The sequence below is a fragment of the Pseudomonas sp. NPDC089392 genome, assembly GCF_044749595.1.
GTDB lineage: Bacteria > Pseudomonadota > Gammaproteobacteria > Pseudomonadales > Pseudomonadaceae > Aquipseudomonas.
In genome coordinates this window covers 420,544-437,514 of the sequence record NZ_JBIVIF010000001.1, presented here as the reverse complement: position 1 = coordinate 437,514, position 16,971 = coordinate 420,544, and the positions used below count along the sequence as shown (strand labels likewise).

Here is a 16,971-nt window from a genome sequence, read left to right as displayed (position 1 = left end):
GGCTTCAATGCCTCCTGGATGGCGACCATCTGCGCCGTCGGCTTCAAAGCCTCCTGAATGGCGACCATCTGCGCCGTCGGCTTCAATGCCTCCTGGAAGGCAACCATCTGCGCCGTCGGCTTCAATGCCTCCTGGATGGCGACCATCTGCGCCGTCGGCTTCAATGCCTCCTGGAAGGCAACCATCTGCGCCGTCGGCTTCAATGCCTCCTGGATGGCGACCATCTGCGCCGTCGGCTTCAATGCCTCCTGAAAGGCAGCCATCTGCGCCGTCGGCTTCAGTGCATCCTGAAAGGCAGCAGCCATCTCCGCCATCGGCATAACATTAGTCTGCCGCAAAGCCACAGAAATTGGTTTGACTGAAAAGCCAGGGTTTGGCCAGTGCCGGGACGGGCTTACTCTAACTTCTCGTGGGAGCGTTGGCTGAACTTGGCGAGCTGTGGGGCGGAATGCGTCAAGATGCATCAGGCCTATTGCGGCCGCAACATACTCTGCTTTTTCTGCGGACATGCTCCAGTAGCGCGAGATACGCAGTGAAATGGGCGCAATGAATTGCTCTATTTCCAGCGATTGACCGGAATAGATAGCACCATTTTGCTTAGCCTGAGAGCGCAAATCTTCGTAGCCACCATACCCCAATATTTGAGCAAAGGTTTGCTGCACCAATGACCGCTTGGGCTTCATAGGCTGATCGGGATGATGCTTACTGAGCTTGGAAATAGAGCTCTTGATGCGACCACTATCGAGGTCGGCCAATGTGACGGGAATACGAACCATATAAACACCTCATACAGATGCACAAAGTTCATACAGCAGCTGGCGGGCCGTGGTGCACCTGACTAGGGTCAAGTTTCGTATCAAAAGAGGTTTTTGTTGCGATTGTCGCAACTTGGTCTCGTATCCAAAGAATTCGCGCAAGGCCAGCAGCACCGAACGAGACCAGTCCGGTTTGACTCAAGATCTTAAAGGTCAAAATACTATTGTCAAGCGAAATTATAACTTCGCTTGCTATCTAATCTTCCCGAGCTGCTCATAAAAGCCGCAGATCGCGTATGGAAATCACTATGTGGTTGCCAACCCAAAATTGATCCGGAGGTTGGGCGATTGAAAAACCGCTTTTGGCCGTGGGTGCCCACCGTCATCGACAGCTATGGGTCGGTTTCTGCACCTCGAAGACAAATACGATGCAAGCGACTGGTCACGCCTAATACAAACAAGTGGTCAGGTGGGGTGCAATTCGCTGGGCGGTCAATCCTTGACATCATCGTCATTTCTGACGATGCTTGGAGGCATGAGATATCCAGGCGGAAAAGGCAAGTGCTACCAGCGCTTGATCAACCTGATGCCACCGCATCAGACCTACATCGAATCCCACCTTGGTGGGGGTGCCGTTATGCGCAACAAGAAAGCAGCGCAGCGGAACATCGGACTCGATTTGGACGAGCAGGTCATCGAGCTGTGGCAGACAGCTCATCCAGGCATCTGTGAGCTCCACCAGGTGGATGCAGTGAGCTTTTTAGAAAGCTACGCATTCGAAGGCCATGAGCTGGTCTATGTCGATCCGCCCTATGTCCCGGAAACACGTCGTCGAGCGAAGGTATATCGCTGCGATTACTCGGAGGCCGACCACCAAAGACTGGTGCGGTGTTTGGCCACGCTACCTTGCAAAGTGATGCTTTCGGGCTATGACTGTGATCTCTACAACAGTGAGCTTGTCGGATGGCGCAAGGTGAGTTTTCCGGCCAAGACCCATGTTGAGGTGCGTGAAGAAACGGTGTGGATGAACTTCGATCCCCCTAGCCGTTTGCACGACAGCCGCTACATGGGCGAGACCTTCCGGGACCGCCAAACCATTCAGCGCCGCCAAACCAGACTCCGCAGCCGCATCGAGAGCCTGGACCCTATTGAGCGGCATGAGCTACTGCAATGGATGCAGGAACACTACGGCAATGCCGAGGAGGCCGCCTGATGCAATTAGGCGCTATTTTCTTGGACCAGGTGGTCTTTAATGTTGAGTTGCCTACGGCTGACGCTGAGGTCATCCCTGGTGTGCCGTGGGGCGCTGTAGAAGCCTTCCCGTCGCCGGCCTATTGGGCATATCAGGTATATGCTCGGCGTCTGACTGGTGATCGGATCAACTACAAGCTCGGTGCAACCCTGAAAGAGGAAGTGGGCGCCTGCCTGTTAGGTGGGCATGGTATCCCTGCAAGCGTTGGACTGGCGGCATTCCGACATGTGAAGGAACGCGGCGCCTTTGACGACGAACCCCCGTCCGAAGAAGTCCTCCTTGAATGGCTCAAGGAGCCGCTCACGATCGACGATCGGCAGGTGCGGTACCGTTTTGCCAAGCAGAAGGCCCGCTACCTGAGTGCTGCTTTGCAAAAGCTGTCTGCAGAGCGCGCGCCGCTTGCCTCGGGCAGAGCGCTGCGTGACTGGCTATTGGACGTTCCCGGAATTGGTTACAAGACGGCCTCTTGGGTCGCACGGAATTGGTTGGATGCGGATGATGTGGCCATTCTCGACATCCACATCCTCCGCGCCGGGCTGCTGGGCAAGTTCTTTGACAGCCACCTGACCGTTGAGCGTCACTACCTGGAGCTTGAAGAACAATTCATCCGCTTCAGCAAAGGGCTGGGCGTCCGTGCCTCCGAGCTTGATGCGCTGATGTGGTTGGAGATGATGGCCTCGCCCAGCACGGTGCACAGCATCATGGGCATGGGGCACCATGCTCCATCACCAAGCTCCCGTAGCCGTACCAAGAAGAGCAAGGCCAACTCCGGCCAGCTTTCCCTGATCAGCTAAGGCGCTGGCCCAGGGCTCGCCAGTGATACCCAGGGGGCAAAAGTTCAGGCCCTGGGCCGTTGCGGTGAGTGCCATGATACCGAGGATCGCCCCTGCATCTCGCCATACCAGGCTGCATCCGTCCTGATACTTGCTCAGTGTTTTCCCGGGCTCTGCCACAAACAGTAAGCGCGTGGCATCCGCGCCTGTGAGGACCTGCAGGCTCAGTTCAAGTAGGCCTGCGAGCCTAGTGTGCGCCTGCTTGAGCTCCACCAGCTGATGTGTGCTGGGTTGGTACAACCACCAGCGCGCATCACCGGGCCGCTTCACGACGACGTGAATGGGGTGGATTGCGCCTGCGGAAGGGGCTGTGCGGTGTTCTAGGTCAAAGCCCAGACTCGACGCCGCTGAGCCTCTGCGTCTACAGGCATGCCAGAGAAAAGTACCCAGCTGCTCATCATCAACCACGCCGAACGTACGCTGGGTGTTGCGCGCATCCAGTACCTCTCCGAAGGGGCAGTTCAGCGCAGCAGCCTGCGCCGGCAGAGTGTAAAACTCCCCGAAATTCCAGTCGACCAAGCTGTAACGTTCAGGCGTAGACCGGGGTAGGGGGTCACCCAAGTCGATCCAAGTCATACCCAACCTCGCGAAACACTTCCATGTACTTGTTACAGCCGCGGCAATCACCGCATGCGACATGCGATTTATGGCAGCTGTGGGCCCAGGCCAAAAGGCTAGCCGGGATCCCCGACGTGCGAACCAACTCTGCTGTTGAGAGCTCAATAGCGGGGGCCTCTACCACCATGCCCCCCTCTTGGATCGAAAGCAGGTGGCTGATGGCCGACATGAACTCCGGTGAGCCATCGCGGTGGAAACCATCCGACTTTACGGTCCCCAACCACAGGTGGGTTACTCCATGGCTGATCGCTTTCATCGCCGCGAGCGTTACCAGCATCTGGTTCCTGTAAGGCCACCAGTCTGATGCTGGAGCCAGACTGTCAGCGGCGCTGCCTGCCATATCTCCCGATCCTAGTGAGCTGCAGTCGATCTGAATGACATGGTGAGGGATCTCCAGCTGCTGACAGACCGTGCTCGAAGCCTCGATCTCGGCTCGCGCAGCCAGTTGCCCATAGTCCAGGGTGAATGCGATGTCCGGGCGTTTCCACCAAGCAAGCGCCACCGAGTCCATGCCACCGGAGAGCAGTAGTCCCGTCTTCATAGCTCCACCGCTTCCCAAACGGTTTGATAGATCGCGGTGACGTAGTCATCGGTAATGACACAGTCTGAGCCTTCCATCATTTTCTTGTCCTGCTCGGATTCGTTCTCGGCATAGAACACGACGGGCTTGTTCAAGGCGCGTGCATAGCCGATCTCATAAATCGTTCCCGAGTCGAGGCCATCACCAATGGCGAACAGTGCATCGCACTGGTGTATCCCATCAAGATCCTTCTGGACCACGTCGTCAGCACTGCCAAGGCCCACGTCGTGATAGGGGGAAAACACATTCAGCCCCATGGCCAGCAAATCCCGGCGGGCCTGGCCGACCATCCACAATTCTGCGAGGGTGAAGAACGGGCCTGCCAAGTAGACCTTCGGTACGTATCCATCCCGGTAGCGAGGCGATGGCTTCAGGGGTTGCGGCTTGAAGTCGGCGAGTAACGTAGGATCGGGAAAGCCTTGGTTCTGGCAGTAGAAGGCGGTTGCTATGGAGGCAATTTCAGCTGCCTCATGGGCCGACAAACCATTCTCCATCCAGCCCAGTGCGAAGTGGGCAGCGAAAGTATCCCCAGAGCCGATTTTCCAGACTTTTTCGGTACGATAGGCGGGTACTGTGGACAGCGCGCCACGGTCGTAAACCAATGCGCCCAGGGGACCCATCTTGATGACGACTACCTCAGCGTTTTCTTGCTGGGCCAGGGCACCTGCAAGTTCTTCGACCTTCAGATCTGCAGCGGCAGGGACTAACAGGTTGGCCTCGTGGCGGTTCAGCACCAAGGCCAGGTGCTTGGCGCGAGAGCCATTGGCTGCAAAGGACTCTGTTCCGTCCGCGTTCTGTGGATCAAAAACCGCATATTCGGCATCGACCACCGCAGTGCCATCAATCATGCCGAACCGGAGTACTTTTTCGGCGCTGACCTGAAGGTCCAATTGGTTTTGTACGCTCCCACGAATATCGGGTGTGGAAAGACCGTGGATGTACTCGAAGGTAGTGCTTGAAGGCGCGGGGTGGGCAGTGAACTTGAAGCCCTCAGCGATTGCACGAGCCTCCACGACTGCCTCGATGTAGCCGTCTACACGGGCATGTAACTGCGCCTGTCCATGAAAGCGAGCAATGGCTGCCGCGGCGCGGCCTGCCGAGCCATAGATATCGTCCCAGGCCGGACGCATGCATCGCTCTCGGTAGACGCCACCTACGATGGTGATCATGGAGCTCTCCTTGCTCTCGAATTAGATGTGATAGACCCGAACGCGAACTTGGCCGCCGCCGACGTGCAGGACGCGGGCTTCGTACATTTCACCCTGGCTCATGCAGCTGCGCAACTGGATGAGGTGAGGATCGACGATGCTGCCGGCTTCAGCACCTTGCCACAGGGCGACAACGACCTGCTGATTGCCAGGCTGTGCAAAGTCGACGGTGAGAATGTCGTGCTGCTTCAGTTGAGCGACAACCGCTGCCTTGGGGGAGGCGAGCTGTGTGTCGAACTGGAGCGCGGCACAGGTAGTGGTCGGGGTCGATGACCCCAGGTAGCTAACACCAGAACCAGACATTTGCATTTCCTTTGCTTGTAAGACGAAACCAAATGAATAGCACACTTGCGCGGCAAATTGCCATCTATCTTTTGGCCCATTGCTTAGGTGGTTTTTCTACAATCAGTCCCCAGTTTTTTCGTCGGTAAAACTATTACAAATTTATTCAAAGATAAAACCCATAAGAGGAACTGTTCGCAATTAGTAATGTTAACTTTTAACAATACTCAGAGCGAACGAGTTTTGTAGGAAATTGGCCATTGACGGTGATCGGTTAAGTCTGCCAAAACTAAATGGCGGGCTTGGTTTTACCGAGTGGTTTCATCAGCAGACGCCTAGCATTGATCCACGTCTGCGCAGTACTGAGGATTTACAGATGCCGTTGCACGTAATGCTTTCCCTGGATTTTTCAGATGCCAAGGACAACCGCTACCACTTCAACAATTTCCTTGAGGCCAAAGGGTGGAAAAAGTTGAATGCTGTGGATACGGTCTGGCACCGCGAGTTTGCCTACAGCCAACCGAACGCCCATCAGGTGGTCTACGTGCTGAAGGACGAGCTCACCGACGCTGCCAACGAATTCAAGCCAAATGGCATCGAGTACGTTGCCCAGATTGGTAACGCCGATCCCATCAAGTGTGGCGTAGTGAAAACGCGCTACGGCTATGAGCACGTGACTCGTTGATAGCCTGCGAGGGCTTGGCTGTCGTCCTCTGGCGTAGCTAGAAGACGGCAGCAGTCCCTCCCTAGTCGCAGGCAACCACTCATCCTCTGCATCCCTCCAACACCGCATTTTCAGCTCATTCCCCCCACGCTAGCGATTGCCATGCATCAGGTGAAGCCCCGCTATCCTTGACGATCGAGAATAATTCAACATAGCATTGAATAGTCAACGTAACGTTGAAATCAGTCGCTTTCCCCGTTGAGCTGGCGACACTTTGAGTCTGCTCTCATCACCATTTGGTACCCCCAATGACCTCTGAAATCATCCGTCACCCCAGCACCTTACCGTTTCCATTCTCCCGTGCCGTCGAGGCGGGCGGTTTCATTTTCCTCTCCGGCCAGCTTTCGATGGCTGCCGATGGTGCGCCGATTCTGGGCGACGTGAAGACCCAGACTCGAAACGTCATGGATAGCATTGCCGCGACCCTGGATTCGGTCGGGGCGGGTTTTGATGATGTGGTGAAGGTAACTGTGTGGCTGTCCGATATGCGTCATTTCGCGGACTTCAATGAGGTCTACAAAACATACTTCCTTAACGGCTATCCCGTGCGCTCGGCACTGACTTCTGCTTTGGCATTTGGTCTTGACGTTGAGGTTGAAGTACAAGCGCTTTCTCCTCGCGGTTCGAACGAAGCGGCGCGGAAGTAATGCGCGCAGTAATTAGCTGTTTTATCCGCCCCGATAAGCGCAGATCTGACGGCATGATCTTCTTGGCCGCGTTGATTACGGCAGGCGGCCTCGGCTACGTCATGGCAGTGAAAATGGGTTTTTTTATTGGTGGCCCATTTGCTATTGCAGCGCTGTGCTTCCTGCATTTTGTTTGGCGCAGCCCAGTGAGCTGAACGCAGTAGAATAGCTTTTTCTGGCCTAGCTTTTGGCGCTATCTCCATGGCGCCAAGATCAGAAAGGGACAGCCCAATTACAGTGTGAGTTGAAGAGCAGAGCTTGCCTCTGAGCAGTGAGTTGTTGCCGAGGCTCGGTCTGAAAAACAGTCGCATACACCGCACAAACCAGCGGGACCATTGCGGCCTAACTTTTTGTGAGCTTATCGAAACGCTTGTCGATTCGGCGGCTGGCCTGTAATTTCGCTTTGATGGGGGCAACATGCCAGCTACCCAAATCTCAAATTAAATGTCAACTCCCCACGCTCGAACCTGACCGCGTAGATCCTCGCGGTGCGCCATGTTCTCGCTATGCCCCAAATAGTGGGTACCGACCAGCTGGTTAAATTCCGGACGTACCCCGGGAGTGATCAAAGGCCTCCCCTCCTTAAGCCCCAAGTGGATTTCGATACCTCGGAATGACAATTCATCGCTTTCATCGGTGTCAACGTCTCCCGAGAAGATGTCGAGAACATCAGCGAAGGGTTCGAGAAGCACTTTCTGAAGCGCGAACACCGTCATCCCTTGATGCATTTTCTCCAAGTGTCGGTAGAAGAACGAGGTTACCCCAGCTCCGCAGATTTGCACGCGCTCACTCGGTGCTGGATAGGTCGACGTTACGCCGCCTGGGACGTAAACGCGCTCGTAAACCTGACGCAAAGCTTGTCCATAGGCAGGAAGCAATGCATCCTCACCCTGCGCATCGAATGCAGGCGTACGCAGTTGATTGATGATAACTCGGAGGTGCGGGCACCGTGCTACGGCTGTGAAGACAAGCCTAGTGCCAAAGAAATCAGCCCACATTTCAATGGCTTTACTGTCTAGATCATCCTTATCCAGATGCTTTGTATGGGCATTTGCCCAATGAGCAAGCTCATGGCCGGCGATTATCAAGCAGTAGAACAAGTCCGTGTAATTGCTCACGACGCTGTCGGCGAAGCGGTAAGAGAATCTCAGCGTGATCTTCCCTGCAGCCTCTACAATCTGGGCAAGCGGTGATGGATCACCATTGAAGTCACACTGCACGTCAGGCTGTTGATTGGCCTCGTGCATCCATTTGAAATCCGCGATGAATGCTTCGACGACATCCTTGTAAGTGATCGACATTTGGCACCTCCATTTTTGGGGAGGGCTATCATCGCTTGAGCCTACGGCAACCGCCAGCTGAAAGTACGGGGCACGCCACCATTGCGGCCTTGAAGGCGTTATTACACCCCTAGCGCGAGGTTTTGTTGAGATCAAGCAGGGCGTTCGCAAGATCCATGCGTTCAGCTTCTTGGGAGATTTGATTCAGCAACTCTGCCACCGATCGATTCTCCTTCAGGGCATAGCTTCCCACCAACAGTGTGACTGGATGGACCCCCAACACTGGCGCGATGGTGTCCAATTTCTCGATGGTCGGAACGTATCGTCCCCTTTCCAGCGTGCTGATGTAGGTGCGGCTGCTTACCGTCGCGAAGTCTTCCTGTGTGAGCTTCTGCTTGACCCTCATCCACTGCAGAACCTTGCCGAAGGCGCTTCTCAATTCCACTTTGCATCTTCCGCAAAAGGAAAGATGAGGCGCTTCTGAACAGTATATGACTACAATGTATGCTGTTCATTTGAGGGGGCTTGGGATGTTTATCACCAACCGATGGGCAGAGGTGGATCGCTCCTACGCCTGGCTAGCTGAGGATCAGCAGGCTTGGCACTTCGTAGAGCAACGGCTTTCATCGCCCTGGCTCCACATCACGGTTACGAGAGCCCGGGGAGAGGACACGTGTGTCGAAGTTTTCTTTCTGGAGGACATGCGGGGGCTTGAGCATTTCACTCGAATGGCCACAGACGGAGCAGCTGAGCTATCCCTCCAAATTGTCACCCCTGGATGGATGAATGGTAGCGGGGGATGGTCAATGGAGCCTCTGGAGGCTATCCATGAGAGCGAGGATGGCTTGCACAGGTGTTACACGGTTCAGAACGGCCGACGATATTGCCAGCCTAACACTACCGATTGCCTGAGCCGGTGTCTTTTTAAAGAGCTTTACCGACGAGGATAGGCCTCTCGCTAGGTCGTGGCGTCGTCGAAGTACCGCCTTGGATCAATTGCGTCCTCTGTCATAAGTTGGGCGGCTTTGACGATCGTCTGTATCAACCGATTATTCTCGGCCTTGGCTTTTTCGAGTTGCGTTTCGAGAGCGAAAATCCTGGCATCGCTATCCTTTCGTCCTGACTTTTTTACATTTAGGAGATAAGCGTGGGCAGCAGCATATAAAGACCGGATTTCCGGATCTCTCCACAGCGTTTGGCGACTCACAGCTGTTTTCTGAGCGAGCCCACTTTGTGTGAGCGGCCCGGTAATCCGGCCCTCCTTATAGTCGACCAGAATAGACCTCGCAAGCTCCTTCCATTTTTTATCCTGCTTCACGATGACACCTACTTAGATTTTAAATATGCATTTAAAGCCGCCTTACAGCTCCTGACCATATCGCAAACAAACAACACATGCTGATCGAATTCATGTGTGCTATCGAGTTCTGACTCGATGCTAGCTGTGATATCTGTTCGGTTGTCAAAAACCACCTTCATAATTCGCTCATATTCTGTGAGTAAGGTTTCAATGGCAGCCCTAGCTTCTAGATCATCAGGGTTCAGATGAAAGGATTTGCACCCTGCTTCCGTGCCGAACCCTCTTACGCACATGAGGCCTCGATCACAGGGGCTAATGTACAACTCACGTGAACATCCGCCCCATGGCGTTAGATTTAGAATACTCAACTTCTGGATGATCATTTCTTCAATTAGATCATCAGCGACTTTCTCCTCACGCCATCGGATGACTAATTTCCCCAAAAAGTCTTCGGGTGGCTCATCGGTCAAGTATAAAGACCTTACATATTCCGCCCGTTCTTTAGCGGTACGATAGTCATATTGACGGCTCTGGCGTGGCGTGCGCCCCATCCACAGGTCCACCGCTGTCTCAGAGGGGCCGGCGCGTAGGATGGCCGTGGTTACCCAGCGGCGGATCTGGTGGGGGGTGATGGAAAATATAGTCCCGTTTCGGTCCCTCAAGTCAAGGCGTTGAAAAATCGTTTTTTTTGCCGAATTGTTAGAAAGATAGTTGTAAAGGTCCGCTCTGAAAAGCGGGCGCGGGATAATGCCTTGCTGTGAGATCGAATTAAATTGGTTCTCCCAGATAACAATTAGGTTGTCGCTGAGTTTGTTAGGGTAGCCCTTAGTCGTAAATTTTGCATGATAAGGTGCTTGTTCGCCATCATCGGGCATGGCAAATTGTTCGTCAAAGTGGCGTTGCAAATGGAATCTGTACTTTTTTTCTAGAGCTCGCTTGAATAACCTAATGTCTATCGCCAGAGAGGGAACCCCCGCTCCCATCCCTCTCCTAGACAGCATGAGTTCTCTAATGCGAGCCCACTCTCTTTTAATGTCGAACAGTTGCACGTATGAGGGCAGGACGCCAGGCTTGAAGAGCCCGCTTTTGACCATGCCCTTTAGAAAAATTCGAAGTTCGTCATTAAACCACTTGCATTTGTTTACTGACGATTTCGACGAATTGGTGTGAATCCCTATGTCAAGCACCGAAACACTGTAGCAATTCTTTTTGTACTCATTAAGATAGTTCGCCCAGTCCCACTTAAGCATTCGGTCGTCTATCCAGGCGGCAAAGCGTGCTGCTGTTATTCTAGGGAGCTCAACGGCGCAGCTGTAGAAACGCCCGCCGCGGCAAAGCTCTTTAGCTGATATCGCAAAGCAATCCGTTAATTCCTCCACAAAATAGTGGTGCTCTACGGTTAGGTCCAGCGATGTGAGCTGATCTATAGCTCCGGGCTCTAGTGGATTTTTTTCTCGGTAGGTGGTGAGTATTTTATCTACAAAGGAGAAACCATTTACTTCGATATCAAGGGCTCGCTCTCTTGGGTCGTGGCAAAACGCTAGTAAATACTCATAAGCTTCTGTGAGTGGAGTGCTCCATAAATCTGCGACTGGTACGGCGGCTGGTATGAGGTTTTTTTCAACAGGGACCCGCACGAAAGTTGTCTGAGTATCATGGTCCTGGAAGAGGCAATTTTCCGGCAAGTTTGTGATTTCACCCACCCTCAAGCCGAGCGCCATGCCGAAACAAGTCGCTTCCAGACGTACCCTGTCGAAGCCATTGATAGGCTCAAGGCTTGGATCGTTTTTTATAAGGCATCGGGCTTTCGCGATGCCCTCGTGTAAGTCAGGAGAGAATAGCGATTCTTCTCTGTGTCTGAATTGATCAGACGTGAGCTCAAGGTTGCTGTGGGTCGGGTTAGGTACGCCAGTCTTCCACTTGATGAATCTATCAAGAAACCTAAGAGGTACTCCATTATTGGTTATGCTGAAGTTGTTGAAGAAATTTAGAAAAGCCTTTAGGGCGTTCGCTCGATGATATACCGTAGCCTCCGAATGATCTTGCCTAATTGAGTCCACGGTGGTGTCGAAAACTTTGCGTGTTATGTCGCTCCATTTAATGTCAGACTTATTCATTACGGCTGAGAGATGTCTGACCGCTGCCATTCGTCCGATGACCAGAGTGGCCGACGGACGCTTAAGCATTTCATGGGCTATGAAACAGCGGGCCAGCTTTCCCGTCATTGTCGGAAGGGCGGGTTGATCTTCATGTCGTTTTTGCACAGGACCGAGTGACGTAAATGGAATATTGCTCGATCTGTATTGCCATACCTTGCCCTCAAAATCTCCGGACACTAGTCCGCTCGATTTGAGGTCATTAAACTGTTGGCGTGCAAGTTCATAGCGCTCATCGAGAACAACCATTGATACGCTCAATTGTCTAGCTCCTTCACGGCGATTAGAATCGATTTGGCGCCGTGTATTGCGGCTTCGACTTGTTGGGCCATGGCGCCACTGGAAGAGCTTCCCAGCATTTGTTGAAATCTAGTGATGTCAGCTAGAGCGGCTTCATGGTCTGCGTGGCGGCTGGGCCTGAATTTGGAACACGCATAGCATGTAACAGTAGGGTGAAAAGGGCATGGTTTTTTCGAGCTGCATAATCCCAAGCTGCTTATAGGTGATAATGCAGATCTGTCAGCAGTATCTTCCATGAACCTCCCGCACCACATCTCAACTGCCGCGTTGATTTCCGGGCTCGCCATGTGAGTGGTGTTAATGAACTCTTGAAGTTCAAGGTTGTAGCGAAAATAATGCTTTATGGAATTTAGATTTATATGATCGAGCGCTTCTGCTACTTCGTCAGGAGACGCCCCGGAAAGGACCATGGAGGTTCCTTTGGTTCTGCGAAGCTGGTATGCAGAAATACGCATAAAAGACGCGGCTTCTCTAGGGGGCTTATGCGGATCAAGCAACTGAAGCTCCCACGTAAGCGAGGTTAGCTCATAGCTCAAGCGGCGATTATCTTGATGTAATGTGAACGGGGTCAGTCTTGGATTGGTTAGAAATCGCAGGAGACGGGTTTCAGTTCTGAATGGCGCTGGGAACAATGGTATGGGCAGTTGAGGGACGCTGATGCCATGCATTACGCATAGCTTCTCGATTAACCCAGATGCAGCTTTGCATTGGTGCTCAGCCAAGACGCACTGTTGCTGAACAGCTTCCGCCGTATCGTTGGAAATGTAGCGTTTCTTCATATTACTGGGGTGTCTCCTAAGCCTTGAGCGTCGAACTCCTTTCACGCTTGGCACCATGACGAAAGGGCCATTCTCGTCAATACCAAAATCTGTGACCTGCATGAGGGCTAGCTGAATTGGGCGTATTCCCCAATCGCGACAAAGAAGAAACATCGTGCGCTGTACATGCGATACATGCTCACTTGTGAAAATATGCATTTCTATGTGCGTTAGCTGTACCCGAGTAAAAGGTCCGAAGTCATCGTCTCGCATCGTGACCAAGTGCTTGTTATCAAACGCCTTTACCGTTAGCTGAGAGAGCTCAAGACCATCATGTTCATTGAATCCTGAAATTTCCTCGTCCAAGCACCATCGATAAAATCCTCGAAGTGCAACTAAGTCGTCGTTGCGGCCGGATGTTTTTAGGCGGATGCATTCGCGTACAGCAAAGGATGATAGTCGGTCCCCAATAGTCTCTGCGTCATCGCCCGGAAACTCATGAGTGGCTAAGATTCGCTGCACGACGATCAGCGGCCTAAGGTCAATATGGGTTTGGATTCGATCTATGAACCACCCTCTGAGAAGCCACTCCACTAATAAATTTTCGTGAAGTGGGTGGCCCCAGGCGATATTCATTGGAGCACAACCGATGATTTCGATGGTCAGCTTTTCGAGCCATGCGTTATCGTTGCGAATCGTTATAGTCTGGCCGAAGGTAGATTGCACGCTGAAAGGGAAATTGTCAGTCTCCATGCCAAATCTACGTTCAATTTCTGTCGTCAATTCAGTCGGCGAATTAATCATCAGCTTTCTCCGGCGGCAGTGTTCTATCAGATATCCTAAGTATCTCTCCGAGGCGATCCGATATAGATTGTCGAGAGTATTTCTGAATGCTATCGCTGTTCGGGCTCCAGCCTCCCAGATACGCAAGGGCATCTCTGATGTTGAGGCTGGGCGCACCGCTTTTTTCAAGCCTTTTGCGGGCGTCGTTTGCACCTGTAGTTCTCAAGCCATGTGGGTGAAGGCGGGTTGAGAAGTTTGGTAGGCCAAGGCTGCTAGCGACAGTTCGGAGAATCGTGTTCACTGTTCGTGCTGACATTCGTCTGCCGTCACGGGAACTGATAAAGAGTGTGGTACAAGGCCGCTTCGGCCTGATCAGCTTCGGTCTATGGTCACAAATATACTCATTCAGCACCGCGGCCAGCGACGCAGATATTGGAACTATACGGCCGCGTGTTTTAAGGCTCGCGCCGTCTCTTCTTCGCTCTCTATTGATATCACTCGGGCGCTTAATGCGAATGGTTGGAGCGGGGCCTAGATCAAGGTCGTCCAATTCAATCAGTACAACCTCGCCACGTCTGGCAAGTGTTTCCAGCATGACCAAAAAGAGGCAGTGGTTACGGGCCTGAATTTTTTCGCTCTTGAAGGGGTTATTCGAGCTGCCAGGGCATAAAACGTTTTTAAGTAGAGTTTCTTCGTCTGCACCGAGTGGAGTGGAAGGTAGCGATGGTTCAGACTGTTGCGCGATCTTAATGACTTTTTTACTAAGGTTTCGGAGGTTTTTATTTTTGTTTTTTTCAGCTTGGCTCTGCTCCAGCAGACTCAGCCGATTGAGCTCGATGTAGTGATCAAACGAAAAATCTATGAATGATTTGATGGATTCTAGCCGTCGCGTGCAGGTTGATTGGCTCGCTTCCGCACCGCGCCTGGTTGAGCATAGGCGCTCAGCCAGCGATGTCAGCTCCGTTGAGTTGAAAACGGCCAGGCGTTCAAGCTTTTGCTCCAGGGGGGAGTCTCGGCTGAGGGCCCACTCGTACGCCACGGCAACGTCACGAAGGTAGTTCTCAACGGTGTTGAGGCGCGATTTGTGAAGCAAATCCTCGGCCCAGAGGTTTGCTAAGATCACCGGAACGCCCTCCACCAACAGATACGGCCTGAGGCCGCTGGAAGCAGTCCGGATCATTCGGATTTCGCAGCAAGGTACGTCGGGCATCGGTAGCTCCACGTCTGCAACGTTTCCGAACATATACCATAAGTGCCACAACCATCCTTCGGGTAACAGTGAGCCGAGCCAGGACGATGTGCATCTGACCCTGTCGTTGAAGCGCGGGTTGGCGTTGATTGATGTGCGGGTGCTGGACCACATCATTATTGGCGATGGGGAGCCGTTGTCGATGGTTGAGCATGGGTGGATTGTGGCTTAGGCAGGTCGATGGGGTCAGGGCTGCCAGGTTTCCGTCATGAGGGTTGTGGCGCCTGTGAGATCGAGCGCCGCCCGCGCGGCGCTTCGCGGCTAAAGCCGCTCCTACGTTTGTTTCGGGCCAGTCCGTCCTGTGCCAGGCGCGCGCGACCGCCTTGTTCGTACGACGCGATATTGAGCCATGCGCCAAGGCGTTCGCGCGCAAATCTCACAGGGATAATTGGCCAGAAACAAACGTAGGAGCGGCTTTAGCCGCGAAGCGCCGCGCGGGCGGCGCTCGATTTCACAGGCGCTGAAATTGTTGCGGCGAACACCTGCGGCGCTCGATCTCACAGGCGCCACACGCCTCAAGGCAGGCGCCCCGAACTCACTTGGTCACCGACACCTTGCTGAAATCCAGCCGCCCGAACGGACTCACCTGGTACCCCTCGACCTCCTGGCGCAGCAAGGTAGCCGCCGTCGGGTGCGCCAGCGGCACCCACAGCGCCTGCTGCTGAATCAGCGTCTGCGCCTGCTGGTACAAACGGCTACGCACACTCTGGTCATTGGTAGTACGCCCGGCGCTGATCAGCTGGTCCAGGCGGTTATCGCAGAAGCGCGCAAAGTTGGTCCCCGACTCGACCGCCGCACAGGAAAACTGCGGGCTGAGGAAGTTGTCCGGGTCGCCGTTGTCACCGGCCCAGCCCATGAACAGCAGGTCATGCTCGCCGGCCTTGGCGCGGCGGATCAGCTCGCCCCATTCGATCACGCGAATTTCTGCCTTGACCCCGATCTTGGCCAGGTCGGCCTGCAGCATTTGCGCGCCAAGGCTGGGGTTGGGGTTGAGCAGGCTGCCCGAAGGGCGGGTCCAGATGGTGGTGCTGAAGCCCTCGGCCAGGCCGGCCTTGGTCAGCAGGGCCTTGGCTTTCTTCAGGTCCAGCGGGTAGCCGGGCAGGTCCTTGGCATAGCTCCAGGTATTGGGCGGGTAGGGGCCGTTGGCGGCCACCGCCGAGTCCTCGAACACGGCCTTGAGGTAGGCCTGCTTGTCGAAGGCCAGGTTGATGGCCTGGCGCACTTCCGGCTTGTCCAGCGGCGGGTGCTGGCTGTTGATGGCGACGAAGGCGGTCATGAACGCCGGGGTGCTGGCCACCTTGAGGTTGCCGTCCTTGCCCGCTTCGGCAATGTCCAGCGGCTTGGGCGACAGGGCCACCTGGCATTCGCCACGCTTGAGCTTCTGCAGGCGCACGTTGGCGTCGGTGGTGATGGCGAAGATCAGCGGGTCGACGGCCGGCTTGCCGGCGAAATAGTCCGGGTTGGCGCGGTAGCGCACCACGGCGTCTTTCTGAAAGCGCTGGAATACGAATGGCCCGGTGCCGATCGGTTGGCTGTTGAGCTTCTCCGGGGTGCCGGCCTTGAGCAGTTTGTCGGCGTATTCGGCGGAATAGATCGAGGCGAAGCCCATACTCAGGGTGGCCAGGAAAGTGGCGTCCGGGTGGCTGAGGGTGAAGCGCACGGTGTTCGGCGCTGGCGCCTCGATTGCCTTGATCAGGCTGTCCAGTTGCAGCGACTGGGCATGCGGGTAGCCGCCCGGCGCCGTCTTGTGCCAGGCATGGGCCGGGTAGAGCATGCGCTGGAAGCTGAACAGCACGTCGTCGGCATTCAGCTCGCGGCTTGGCTTGAAGTAGGGGGTGCTGTGGAACTTCACGCCGTCGCGCAAGGTGAAGTCGTACACCAGGCCGTCGGCCGATACCGTCCAGCTGGCCGCCAGGCTCGGTACCACCTTGCCCTGCGCCGCATCGAACTCCACCAGGCGGTTCATCAGCACGTCGGCGGTGGCGTTGGTGGTGGTCAGCGAGTTGTACTGCACCACGTCGAAGCCTTCGGGGCTGGCTTCGCTGCAAACGCTCAGCGGGGCGGCCTGGGCCGCGCCGGTAGCGAACAGGGCGCCGGCGGCGAGCATGGAGTTGAACAATAAGGAAAGGGCGGCGGCACGCATGGTGGCTCCTTGGCTGTCAGTGGCCCATCTGCCAGTGCAGTCTGGAAAAGGCCTACCCTAGTGT

General features: G+C 54.5%; 16 protein-coding genes and 2 pseudogenes. 6 read left to right on the top strand and 12 right to left on the bottom strand.

What is annotated here, in order from left to right; genetic code table 11:
* Positions 1 to 776: pseudogene (locus tag ACIP1G_RS01935) on the bottom strand (hypothetical protein); the annotation flags it as partial.
* A gap of 553 nt (positions 777 to 1,329) precedes the next feature.
* Here ACIP1G_RS01935 and ACIP1G_RS01930 point away from each other — a divergent pair.
* Together ACIP1G_RS01930 and ACIP1G_RS01925 are read left to right on the top strand one after the other, a co-directional pair.
* Positions 1,330 to 1,968 (top strand): DNA adenine methylase, encoded by a 639-nt coding sequence (locus tag ACIP1G_RS01930; RefSeq protein ID WP_400733104.1) that lies wholly within the window; start codon positions 1,330 to 1,332, stop codon positions 1,966 to 1,968.
* Positions 1,968 to 2,801 (top strand): 8-oxoguanine DNA glycosylase, encoded by an 834-nt coding sequence (locus ACIP1G_RS01925; protein WP_400733102.1) that lies wholly within the window; start codon positions 1,968 to 1,970, stop codon positions 2,799 to 2,801. The genes ACIP1G_RS01930 and ACIP1G_RS01925 overlap by 1 nt, the downstream gene beginning before the upstream one ends.
* Here ACIP1G_RS01925 and ACIP1G_RS01920 read toward each other — a convergent pair.
* Genes ACIP1G_RS01920 through ACIP1G_RS01905 form a run of 4 tightly spaced genes read right to left on the bottom strand, consistent with a single transcriptional unit; the run spans position 2,733 to position 5,549 of the window.
* Positions 2,733 to 3,416 carry a nitroreductase family protein gene (locus ACIP1G_RS01920; RefSeq protein ID WP_400733100.1) on the bottom strand — a complete coding sequence of 228 codons (684 nt, stop codon included), beginning with the start codon at positions 3,414 to 3,416 and terminating at the stop codon, positions 2,733 to 2,735. The two genes, ACIP1G_RS01925 and ACIP1G_RS01920, sit on opposite strands and share 69 nt — an antisense overlap.
* Positions 3,394 to 3,999, bottom strand: coding sequence for a 7-cyano-7-deazaguanine synthase (locus ACIP1G_RS01915; protein WP_400733097.1), 606 nt, complete (start codon positions 3,997 to 3,999; stop codon positions 3,394 to 3,396). The genes ACIP1G_RS01920 and ACIP1G_RS01915 overlap by 23 nt, the downstream gene beginning before the upstream one ends.
* On the bottom strand, positions 3,996 to 5,207 hold the full coding sequence (locus tag ACIP1G_RS01910; RefSeq protein WP_400733094.1) for a PfkB family carbohydrate kinase: 1,212 nt from the start codon (positions 5,205 to 5,207) through the stop codon (positions 3,996 to 3,998). The genes ACIP1G_RS01915 and ACIP1G_RS01910 overlap by 4 nt, the downstream gene beginning before the upstream one ends.
* A 21-nt stretch (positions 5,208 to 5,228) precedes the next feature.
* Positions 5,229 to 5,549, bottom strand: coding sequence for a hypothetical protein (locus ACIP1G_RS01905; RefSeq protein ID WP_400733091.1), 321 nt, complete (start codon positions 5,547 to 5,549; stop codon positions 5,229 to 5,231).
* Positions 5,550 to 5,781: 232 nt separating this feature from the next.
* Here ACIP1G_RS01905 and ACIP1G_RS01900 point away from each other — a divergent pair, with 232 nt between their 5' ends.
* From ACIP1G_RS01900 to ACIP1G_RS01890, 3 genes are all read left to right on the top strand, one after another.
* Entirely contained in the window at positions 5,782 to 6,213 is a 432-nt protein-coding gene (locus ACIP1G_RS01900; protein ID WP_400733089.1) for a hypothetical protein, read from the top strand.
* Between the two features lie 287 nt (positions 6,214 to 6,500).
* Positions 6,501 to 6,899 (top strand): RidA family protein, encoded by a 399-nt coding sequence (locus tag ACIP1G_RS01895; protein WP_400733087.1) that lies wholly within the window; start codon positions 6,501 to 6,503, stop codon positions 6,897 to 6,899.
* On the top strand, positions 6,899 to 7,093 hold the full coding sequence (locus ACIP1G_RS01890) for a hypothetical protein (RefSeq protein ID WP_400733084.1): 195 nt from the start codon (positions 6,899 to 6,901) through the stop codon (positions 7,091 to 7,093). Before ACIP1G_RS01895 ends, ACIP1G_RS01890 begins: the two co-directional genes overlap by 1 nt.
* Before the next feature lie 285 nt (positions 7,094 to 7,378).
* Here ACIP1G_RS01890 and ACIP1G_RS01885 read toward each other — a convergent pair whose 3' ends face one another.
* The 6 genes from ACIP1G_RS01885 to ACIP1G_RS01860 all read right to left on the bottom strand — a co-directional run bounded on the left by ACIP1G_RS01885 (position 7,379) and on the right by ACIP1G_RS01860 (position 14,725).
* Entirely contained in the window at positions 7,379 to 8,239 is an 861-nt protein-coding gene (locus ACIP1G_RS01885) for a hypothetical protein (RefSeq protein WP_400733082.1), read from the bottom strand.
* A 109-nt stretch (positions 8,240 to 8,348) separates the two neighbouring features.
* Positions 8,349 to 8,663 carry a helix-turn-helix domain-containing protein gene (locus tag ACIP1G_RS01880; protein WP_400733080.1) on the bottom strand — a complete coding sequence of 105 codons (315 nt, stop codon included), beginning with the start codon at positions 8,661 to 8,663 and terminating at the stop codon, positions 8,349 to 8,351.
* Positions 8,664 to 9,176: 513 nt separating this feature from the next.
* Positions 9,177 to 9,536 carry a hypothetical protein gene (locus tag ACIP1G_RS01875; protein ID WP_400733077.1) on the bottom strand — a complete coding sequence of 120 codons (360 nt, stop codon included), beginning with the start codon at positions 9,534 to 9,536 and terminating at the stop codon, positions 9,177 to 9,179.
* Positions 9,537 to 9,544: 8 nt separating this feature from the next.
* The gene (locus tag ACIP1G_RS01870; RefSeq protein ID WP_400733074.1) at positions 9,545 to 11,935 is read right to left on the bottom strand and encodes a hypothetical protein; all 2,391 of its coding nucleotides are present in this window, start codon (positions 11,933 to 11,935) and stop codon (positions 9,545 to 9,547) included.
* Complete coding sequence (locus ACIP1G_RS01865; protein ID WP_400733072.1) at positions 11,932 to 13,536, bottom strand: site-specific integrase; 1,605 nt, start codon at positions 13,534 to 13,536, stop codon at positions 11,932 to 11,934. Before ACIP1G_RS01865 ends, ACIP1G_RS01870 begins: the two co-directional genes overlap by 4 nt.
* Positions 13,529 to 14,725 (bottom strand): tyrosine-type recombinase/integrase, encoded by a 1,197-nt coding sequence (locus ACIP1G_RS01860; RefSeq protein WP_400733069.1) that lies wholly within the window; start codon positions 14,723 to 14,725, stop codon positions 13,529 to 13,531. The genes ACIP1G_RS01865 and ACIP1G_RS01860 overlap by 8 nt, the downstream gene beginning before the upstream one ends.
* On the opposite strand from ACIP1G_RS01860, the pseudogene ACIP1G_RS01855 reads away from it, so the two are divergent.
* Positions 14,701 to 14,936: pseudogene (locus ACIP1G_RS01855) on the top strand (JAB domain-containing protein); the annotation flags it as partial. The gene ACIP1G_RS01860 and the pseudogene ACIP1G_RS01855 sit on opposite strands and share 25 nt — an antisense overlap.
* A gap of 363 nt (positions 14,937 to 15,299) precedes the next feature.
* Here ACIP1G_RS01855 and ACIP1G_RS01850 read toward each other — a convergent pair.
* Positions 15,300 to 16,907, bottom strand: coding sequence for an ABC transporter substrate-binding protein (locus ACIP1G_RS01850; protein WP_400733067.1), 1,608 nt, complete (start codon positions 16,905 to 16,907; stop codon positions 15,300 to 15,302).
* Positions 16,908 to 16,971: the final 64 nt, after the last annotated feature.